At 59.7% G+C, this 7909-nt stretch carries 9 protein-coding genes; 4 read left to right on the forward strand and 5 right to left on the reverse strand.

Features of this window, described 5'->3' with window-relative positions; genetic code table 11:
• The first annotated feature begins 75 nt into the window (after nt 1-75).
• From argS to JYJ39_RS10315, 4 genes are read left to right on the forward strand one after another with little or no spacing between them, the layout of a single operon-like run.
• Complete coding sequence (gene argS / locus JYJ39_RS10300; RefSeq protein WP_205204128.1) at nt 76-1839, forward strand: arginine--tRNA ligase; 1764 nt, start codon at nt 76-78, stop codon at nt 1837-1839.
• 21 nt (nt 1840-1860) lie between these two features.
• Entirely contained in the window at nt 1861-2442 is a 582-nt protein-coding gene (locus JYJ39_RS10305) for an SPOR domain-containing protein (protein WP_240189628.1), read from the forward strand.
• Between the two features lie 18 nt (nt 2443-2460).
• Nucleotides 2461-3108, forward strand: coding sequence for a thiol:disulfide interchange protein DsbA/DsbL (locus tag JYJ39_RS10310; protein ID WP_205204130.1), 648 nt, complete (start codon nt 2461-2463; stop codon nt 3106-3108).
• Nucleotides 3109-3116: 8 nt separating this feature from the next.
• A complete protein-coding gene (locus JYJ39_RS10315) occupies nt 3117-3917 on the forward strand; it encodes an SDR family oxidoreductase (protein ID WP_240189629.1) in 801 nt (266 codons plus the stop codon).
• A gap of 29 nt (nt 3918-3946) precedes the next feature.
• Here the strand turns inward: JYJ39_RS10315 and JYJ39_RS10320 are convergent, their stop codons facing one another.
• The 5 genes from JYJ39_RS10320 to JYJ39_RS10340 form a co-directional block, all read right to left on the reverse strand.
• Entirely contained in the window at nt 3947-4144 is a 198-nt protein-coding gene (locus JYJ39_RS10320) for a hypothetical protein (protein ID WP_205204131.1), read from the reverse strand.
• 255 nt (nt 4145-4399) lie between these two features.
• Entirely contained in the window at nt 4400-4627 is a 228-nt protein-coding gene (locus tag JYJ39_RS10325; RefSeq protein ID WP_205204132.1) for a hypothetical protein, read from the reverse strand.
• 18 nt (nt 4628-4645) lie between these two features.
• Complete coding sequence (locus tag JYJ39_RS10330) at nt 4646-5116, reverse strand: Fic family protein (RefSeq protein ID WP_205204133.1); 471 nt, start codon at nt 5114-5116, stop codon at nt 4646-4648.
• Nucleotides 5117-5326: 210 nt separating this feature from the next.
• Nucleotides 5327-7078 carry a methyl-accepting chemotaxis protein gene (locus JYJ39_RS10335; RefSeq protein WP_205204134.1) on the reverse strand — a complete coding sequence of 584 codons (1752 nt, stop codon included), beginning with the start codon at nt 7076-7078 and terminating at the stop codon, nt 5327-5329.
• 206 nt (nt 7079-7284) lie between these two features.
• Nucleotides 7285-7909 (reverse strand): IS5 family transposase (locus tag JYJ39_RS10340; protein ID WP_205204135.1); only part of this gene is annotated, 625 nt, incomplete at its 5' end.

A 7909-nucleotide genomic window follows, 5' to 3' on the forward strand; every position in this document is an offset into this window, starting at 1 on the left:
ACTTACCATTGCGCACATTCCGGCTGGCAGGGGCAGCGTATAATGCCGCCTTTGTTATTTTCCCCACGCCAAACCATGGCCCATGATGTCAAAACCGAGCTGATTGCCCTGCTCACCCAGGCCCGCGACAGTGTTGCCCCTACGGCAAGCGCCACCCCCATCCAGATCGAGCGACCACGCGACCCGTCGCATGGTGATTTCGCCACCAACCTGGCCATGCTGCTGGCCAAGGCGCTGAAGAAGAATCCGCGCGAAATCGCCCAGCAACTGCTGGCCGAGCTACCGGCTTCGCCGCGCATCAGCGGCGCTGAAATTGCCGGCGCCGGTTTCATCAACTTCCGCCTGGCCGCCGGTGAGAAAACCGAAGTCGTACGCACGGCCCTCAACCAGGGCGCTGACTTTGGCCGCTCCACCCAGGGGGGCGCGCAGAAGATCCAGGTCGAGTTTGTTTCTGCCAACCCCACCGGCCCCCTGCACGTCGGCCATGGCCGGGGTGCCGCGTATGGCGCATCGCTGTCCAGCCTGCTCGCCTTTGCCGGCTGGGACGTGACGCGTGAGTATTACGTCAATGACGCCGGCCGGCAGATGGACATTCTCGGCCTCTCCACCTGGCTGCGCTATCTTGGCCTGCTCGGCGAACAGATCCCGTTCCCGCCCAACGGCTACCAGGGCGACTATGTCCGACGCATGGCAGAACAGCTGCAGCATGCCCACGGCGACAAGTACCGGCGCAGCGCAACCGATGTGCTGCAAGACACCCCGGGATTACCCGCTGCTGACCGCGCGGACGACGAAGCGAAAGCCCAGCGCGAGGCCCACCTCGACGCCCTGATCGCCCGGGCCAAGACGCTCCTCGGCGAAGACTGGCACTATGTGCACCAGCATGCACTCAACGAGCAGCTGGAAGATTGCCGCAGCGATCTGCAGGAATTCGGCGTCGAATTCGAAGTCTGGTTCTCCGAGAAAGCCCTTTACGACACCGGCCTGGTCGCACGTTGCGTCGCGCTGCTGGAAGAAAAAGGGCACATCTACGTACAAAATGGTGCCAAATGGTTCCGTTCCACCGCTTTCGGCGATGAAAAAGACCGCGTCGTACAGCGGGAAAACGGCCTGTACACCTATTTCGCCTCCGACATCGCCTACCATCTCAACAAATTCGAGCGCGGTTTCGACAAGATCATCAATATCTGGGGCGCCGACCACCACGGCTACATTCCCCGCGTCACCGGCGCCGTCAAGGCGCTCGACCTGCCCTCCGACAAGCTGCAGGTGGCCTTGGTGCAATTCGCGGTGCTCTACCGCAACGGCCAGAAGGCATCGATGTCCACCCGCTCGGGCGAATTTGTCACCCTGCGCGAACTGCGCGGCGAAGTGGGCAATGATGCCTGCCGTTTCTTCTACGCCCTGCGCAAATCCGATCAGCACCTGGATTTCGACCTCGATCTGGCCAAAAGCCAGAGCAATGAAAACCCGGTGTACTACATCCAGTACGCTCATGCCCGTATCTGCTCGGTACTCAAGCAATGGCCGGGCAGCCCGGCAGAGTTGAGCGCAGCCGATCTCGGCCGCCTCGACAATCCGCGTGAGCAGGCGCTGGCCAATCTCATCGGCCAGTTCCCGGAAGTGATCGAAGCCGCTGCCCGCGATCTGGCCCCGCACTCCGTCGCCTTCTACCTGAAGGATCTGGCAGGGGAATTCCATGCCTGGTACAACGCCGAGCGGATGCTGGTCGAAGATGCTGCCCTGTGCCAGGCGCGCGTTGCCCTGGCCGCTGCGGTACGTCAGGTCATTCGCAATGGTTTGACGATTCTGGGTGTTTCCTGCCCGGAAAGCATGTGAAGGACTGAAATGAGCCGCGACATGAAATCCCGCAAAACCACGCACAAGAAATCCGCTGGCGGCACGCTGATCGGCATGTTCATCGGCTTGGTCCTCGGCGTGTGTATCGCTGCCGGCGTGGTCTGGTACATCAACAAGGCCCCGCTGCCCTTCAACCAGAATGTGCAGAATGGCGACACCCGTCCGGCGTCGGCCACCACCAGTCAGGAGCCAAAGGCTCTCCCGGGCAAACCGGGTGATCCGGCCATGGAAAAACGCTTCCAGTTTTATGACATTCTGCCCGGCAAAGCCGATGCCGTTCCCGAAAAGGCCGCCACCACGACACCCGCCGACAAGCCGGAGAGCAAACCCGAAGCGAAGGCAGGCAAGGAAAGTCGTTCGCCGCTCTTCCTGCAGGCAGGCTCCTTCAGCAATGCGGAAGACGCGGACAACCAGAAGGTGAAACTGGCCTTCATGGGCATCGAATCAACCGTACAGCAGGTAATGATCGAAGACCGCACTTGGTACCGGGTGCGCATCGGCCCCTATTTCCAGCTCGAAGAATTGAACAAAACCCGCGCCAGCCTGGCCAAATCCGGCATCGAAGCCCAACTGTCGAAATAACCCCAGCAGGAGTCATGCATGAACCACCCGCATCTTGAACGCCGCCATTTTCTCACCGCTGCCCTGGCGCTTGGCGCCAGCAGCCTGGCCCGCCCCTTGTGGGCGCAAACGACAGGACAGGAGTTCATTCTGCTCAACCCGGCCCAGCCAACTGAAAGCGCCGGCAAGATCGAGGTTCTCGAGTTTTTCAGCTATGGCTGCCCGCACTGCGCAGATTTCAACCCCCTGCTCAACCTGTGGGCTGACAAACTGCCCGCCGATGTCGTCCTGAAAAAAGTGCCCGTCAGCTTTGGCCGTGCGGCCTGGGGCAATGCCGCCAAACTGTATTACGCACTGCAGACCACTGGCGATCTGCAACGGCTGGAAAACAAGGTGTTCCAAGCGATTCACAAGGATCGCACCAACCTGTTCGAGGAAAAGAGCATCAAATCCTGGGTGGCAGCAAACGGCGTAGACGCACGCAAATTTGCCGATGCTTTCTCCTCTTTCGGCGTGCAGAGCAAGGTCCGCCGTGGCGATCAGCTCGCACACGCCTACAAGATCGAAGGCGTTCCCGCCCTTGCCGTCAATGGCAAATACCTGATCGGCACCCTGCAGTTCGAACAGCAACTGGCAGTGGCCGACAAATTGATTGCGCAGGAACGCCGCACCACGGGTAACAAGTAAGCACCGCGTTGCCACAGCAACCCACAGCCCCCGCCCAGCCACGCACCATCTTCATCACGGGAGCCTCTTCCGGCATCGGTGAGGCGCTGGCTGTTTTCTATAGCAGCCAAGGTGCGCGGCTCGGCTTATCTGGCCGCAAAGCACAGGCATTGCAGGCACTGAATGAACGCCTGGGAGGCAGGCACGTCTGCTACCCGCTGGATGTCACCGATGCCGCTGCCGTGCAGGCGGCGGCAAACGATTTCATGGCCCGCTGCGGTGTGCCGGATATCGTCATCGCCAGCGCCGGCGTCTCTGTCGGCACACTGAGCGAATACCCGGAAGACCTGCCTGCTTTCCGCCAGGTCATGGACACTAATGTTTACGGGATGGCAGCCACCTTTTCTGCCTTTATACCCGCCATGCGTGAAGCCGGAGGGCCACGCCGGCTGTGCGGCATGGCCTCGGTCGCCGGAATCCGCGGCCTACCTGGCGCCGAGGCTTACTCCGCATCCAAGGCTGCCGTCATTGCCTATCTGGAAAGCCTGCGACTGGAATTGAAACCGCACGGCATCGCCGTCGTCACCATCGCGCCAGGTTATATCGCGACCCCCATGACGACGCACAACCCCTACCGCATGCCTTTCCTGCTACCTGCCGACGAAGCGGCACGCCGCTTCGCACGGACCATCGACAACGGCAGCAGCTACCGGGTCATTCCGTGGCCCATGGCCATCGTTGCCAAATGCCTGCGCCTCCTGCCGAACGCGCTCTACGACCGCCTGTTCCTGCGCGCCCCGCGCAAACCGCGTCAGCCACCATCCGGCTGACGCTCGCAACGCCGCAACGGCCAGACCGACTAATGCTGGGCCAGAGCCGGCCAGTCCCGTGCCGTTGCCGACTCGACTCCGCTCACCTCGGCGAAACATCCATCCAGCGGACATTGGCGATTTTTCGGGCAAGCATGCTCACGTGCACACTCGCGCTGGGTCGAATCCGTCAGCACCATGGCATGGGCGGCTTCACAACGAGCAATGGGAGCGTCAAAGATGGACATGGCAATCTCCTTGTGAAGTCACGGTATGACCTAACTATAGCCGACCTGGCCTATTTGTCCATCGATACGGCCTGCAGAGACGCTGAGGTGGCGCCCGATCTTGTCCGGCTGCAGGCTGCGCGGAACATGAAAACAAAAAGGCCAATCCCGAAAGATTGGCCTGACTGTCTGTTCTAGTGGTGGCGTGCAGTTTACTACCGAACAACTCGCTGTTCGGGCCAATGAGCACTGGCGCGGGTTGCTGCGGCAACGTGCTCACGAGCCCTCGATCACTCGTGCCACGTCGCCGTGACACTCGGCACATTTACCCAACAGTAGTAGATCGCCACCCTTGATGGTCCCGGTAAAATTGGTGATCGTCACTTCGTGGCGACATTGCCCGCACCAGACGTTGGCCAGCAGACGCTGGCGGATATCGGCGGGGATGGACTCCCAGCGCTGGCGGGCGGGGCGGCTGAAATCGGGGAGTGCCTCAACAGTCATGTGTCATTCATCCGGTTTTCAACTGGCACCGCCACCGGAATGCGTATCCAGCCAGTGCTGCCCGAGGGGAGTCAGGCGGTAACGCTGGCTACGGCTGTTGGGTTTGTCGGGCAGAGTCATTTCGATGACGCCCTGTTCCAGCGCGGGAACCAGATAGGTCTTGCGGAAGTGCTCCCGGTTGGTCAGCCCCAGCGCATCCTGAATGGCCTGCCGGGTCATTTCACCGGCTATCCGCGACAACAGCACCCCGACTTGCGTGGTGACTTGCACAGGCTCCCCTGGTGGGACAAGCGCCAGCGGGTGCCGTGGGAGACGAATCACGAACGAGAGGCGGTCATCGTCCGTCTCGAACAATGGCGTGGGCGAGCCGTTGGCTGCCATTTCCTTCAGAATTTTGGGGATCCCGGTGGAGCGTCCTTCGGTCATCTCCAACTCCTTCAGGAATTCCCCAATCCGCCGGTTGCGGTAGCGGCGGTTGACTGCCTTCAAGCGTTCGATTCAGGTTTGTCAGAGTCGATTGCCGGAGGCGTCAGAGGAAATTACAACGTCCTGGTAATGGCACAGTAAGACTAAGCGACACTAGGCGCGTCACTTTGCGCCGCTCGCTTGTCGTGATTGCGCAGGCACGCCCTGAAAATAATGGGCTTGAAACAGACGTTGAATCGAGGAGGCCTCCCAGGGGGCTGGGAGGCCATCAATTCAGCGCTTCACAGTGGTGAAGTGCCGTGCCGAGTCGGTCAGCGAATTCGCCAGTTGTTGCAATTCGGTAGCCGCCTTGGCCACTGCGCCGACAGCGCCACTGTTGCGTTCGCCGGTTTGGGCGATCTGTTCCACGTTACGTGCGATTTCATTGCTCGCCGCGTTCTGTTCGCGCAGTGCGCTCGAAACATCGATAATGACTCCCTTGACCTCGTGTGAGCTGGCGCCGAGTCGTGACACGGATTCGCCAACACGCTTGGTCAGAATCACGCCTTCGTTGACATTGGCGACCGCATCTTCGATACAGGTCACGGCATCGCGAGCGCTGCTTTGCATGGAGCTGATCATGGTAGTGATTTCCTGGGTCGACTGCGTGGTTCGTTCGGCAAGCTTTCTCACCTCATCCGCCACGACCGCGAAACCGCGCCCCTGCTCGCCGGCGCGCGCCGCCTCGATGGCGGCGTTCAATGCCAGAAGGTTGGTCTGATCCGCTACCTCCTTGATGACAAGAACAATCTTGGAGACATTCTCGGACTCCTGTCCAAGCGTCCGCACCGTCTGCGAAGCCTGTTCGACAACGGTCGCAATCTTGGCGATGCGATTAACCGCTTCCGAAACAACGCCACTCGTCTCATTCATCAGCAATTCAGAATCGCCTGAAATCGTTTGCGCCCGGTTGGCGCTATCGCTCATCAGGTTGATGCTCACCGTTGACTGCTCCATCGCCGCAGCAATTTCCATGGACGATGCCGACTGCTGGTTGGACGACCAGGCGACATCCTCAGCAGCGATGGTCATTTTCTTGGCAGCGCTGGCAACCATGTCGGCATTGGTCTGGATTTCACCGATCAGTTTCTGAAGATTTGACTGCATGACTTTCATTGCGGCGAGCAAGCTGGTGCTATCGGTGTTCGCCACGGGTATTTCTACCGAAAGGTCGCCGGCAGCCACCTGTTTGACCACTTCACTCGCGACCGCAGGTTCGCCACCGAGGGCGGCGATGATTCGGCGATAGACGGTTAACAACGCCACAACAAGAAACGCGATGGAAAACAGAACAAGTCCTGTGACCCAGTATTGCATGCGTGTTTCAGCCTGCTTCGCTTGTTCGACGGCGGCACTCGTACGCTTGTCAAGAAGCTCCAGAAACTCGTCTACCGGCTTCATGATCTGAGCCTTGTACTTGTGGTAATTCTCGTCGTGCGTCAGTTTGCGCGCCAGTTCAAGATCGGGGTCGCCCTTCTTGGTGAATTGGCCGGTGCCATCGTCGAACAGACCTTTCACCGCATTCATTGCGATCGTCTCGTTTTTTACCAGCGCATCCGAGTTGTTCTGCGCTTCCTTGAGCTTGGCGAATTCCTGCTCGCTGAATCCCGCTTCCTTCATCAGCGCCTGCAATGAGGCTGTAGCGCCATCCGGTTGCGGCTTGTCGATTCCTGCTGCGACGAAATCCCAGTAGATGCGCTCGTAATGTTCCGGTCGCGGCTTTTTCCCGTTACGGATATCAAGAATATCGAAATACTGCTTCTCGTATTTCGCATCGCCGGTCACCGCATAGGTTCGCGCCAGTCGGGTCAGATCGTCAGAACTCTGCCGCAATTCGTCAGCCAATAGATACGAGCGGTAGCGCAGATCGGCGGAACGGGCTACTTCGTCAGACGCGCTTTTGAGAGAAATTACGGATAACAGCACAAGGCACAAAAGCAAAGTAAGGGCGGCAAGCAAGGCGAGGAAAAGATTTTTAATAGTCATGGCGTTTTTCTCTTACTCAGAAGTCGCCAAATAAGGCGACAAAACATCGCATTTAACAGGCCGTTGAAAAAGTGGGCATCGAACGCATCAGGGACGCTGTTTTCGAAGAAACGAGTGGCCCAGACGCGTCTGCGCAGCGATTGTACCAGCCAATCTGGCCTGTTTGCAGGCCATCTCGCCCATTTCGGGCGCACGTATCCCCGGGCTCACGCATGATGCGCGTCCCACCAGCCGCCGATGCTGCCCATGCGCACCAGGTTGTAGGTGGCAAAGCACAGCAGCGCCTGACCCGTGAGCTTGGCCTGACCGATGAGCTTGGTCTTGGCCAGACCACCCACGGTCTTGATCCAGCCAAAGGCCTCCTCAATGCGCTTGCGCACCTTCTGACTGGTCTTGTAGCCCTCGTGTCGGGTGATCCGGGCATCCACCGCCGAGTGCTTGTCCTTGGCCGCTACGTGCGGCGTGACCTTGAGCTTTCGGCAGCCCTTGATGAAGGCCTTGCTGTCGTAGCCCTTGTCGGCCCCGACCGTAGCCCGCTTGTTCTTGTTGTCCCGACGCTTCAACATGGCCAGCGCCGCCTCGCGCTCGGCGGTGCCGCTGGCATGGGTGATCTCCACGTCCACGATCAACCCGTTGCGGTTTTCCATCAGGATGTGGCCCATGTGGCACAGGCGGGACTTGTCGCCCTGGCTCTTCTTGAACAGGCGGGCATCGGCGTCCGTGGTGCTGGCGTGGGTGTCGTTGCAGCGCTCCTGCCCTTTGAAGTCCACCTCGGGTGAGGTAGGCTGAAAAAAGTGGAGTCCAACGTTTCGTAAAATGATCGAAAACGGA

It is taken from the genome of Azonexus hydrophilus (genome assembly GCF_905120355.1).
In the GTDB taxonomy this organism is placed as follows: Bacteria; Pseudomonadota; Gammaproteobacteria; order Burkholderiales; family Rhodocyclaceae; genus Azonexus.